Origin of the sequence: Thalassobacterium sedimentorum (assembly GCF_031127905.1) — a bacterium.
Classification (GTDB): Bacteria; Verrucomicrobiota; Verrucomicrobiia; order Opitutales; family Coraliomargaritaceae; genus Thalassobacterium; species Thalassobacterium sedimentorum.
The window spans coordinates 1-1,040 of the sequence record NZ_JARXIC010000102.1 but is presented as its reverse complement, the minus strand read 5'-3'; the positions used below and the strand labels follow the sequence as shown (position 1 = coordinate 1,040).

General features: G+C 49.6%; 1 protein-coding gene. It reads right to left on the bottom strand.

All coding sequences use genetic code 11. The features are described from left to right. The coding region (locus QEH59_RS18575; protein ID WP_308986883.1) for an alpha-L-fucosidase at positions 1 to 878 on the bottom strand (878 nt) is incomplete at its 3' end. Positions 879 to 1,040 lie beyond the last annotated feature (162 nt).

Genomic DNA, 1,040 nt, shown 5'->3' with positions numbered 1-1,040 from the left:
TCCACCGTTTCCCAAACGCCCACATTCGGGCGCACAGGCGGGATGTGCATATCACCGAGCGATACGTAGTCACCATATCCACCGCCGATTCGGCTATTGACCAGGCAATCGGGTTGCAATTCAGTCACCAGCTCTACCAGCTTTGCGCTGTATTTTTTAGGCATCGAACCTGGAGTATCAAACCAGATAACTGCAATGTCTCCATAGTTTGTGAGTAACTCCGTGACCTGCGGCACGACCTTTTCGTTGAAATAAATATCAAAGTCTTCCGGAGTATATCCGGCCGGACGTTCCCCCTTGTAATTACCTCCGTAGGGCTCTGTCCAATCCTGATTCTGTGAATAATAGAAACCGAATCGTATCCCTTCCTCCGCGCAGGCATCCGCCAATTGCTTCATCAAGTCCCGTTTATAGGGAGTGGCCTTGGTCACGGTAAAATCACTCGCAGCGGAATCAAAGAGTGCAAAACCATCATGATGCTTCGATGTAATCACAATGGTCTTCATGCCCGCCGCCTTTGCGAGCTGGACCATCTCTTTGGCATCAAACTTCTGGGGATTAAACTGACTCGCATACGCCTTATAGTCGTCAACGGGAATCTTTGCCATGTGCATGATCCATTCCCCAATGCCGTAGTAAGTCTTGCCATCCCAAATACCGCCCATGTCGGAATAGAGGCCCCAATGAATGAACATCGCGTATTTGTCTTCAACAAACCACTTCAGACTGGGGTGACCGGCATTGATTGCGACCGTATCCTCACCCCACATTTCCTCCATTCCTTTTTCTTTGTCTGCGGCGTGAAGCAGTGGATAACTGCTCAAGAGGAGTGTGAGTGCAGTCGCGCAGGACTTCCAAGAGAGCGTCGATGTTTTCATTAATTTAAATCGTGTTCAGGTTATTTTGTGAGTGGAAGCGTTTCCAAGACGTCCCCGTTCTCATTAATGAGCCGAAATACAGTTTTCAGCCCCTGCCCGTCCGGGCTAAAAGTTAATTCGCCAAAGGCCCAGGAGCGGCTCTCCAAGCCAAACAGTTGATCC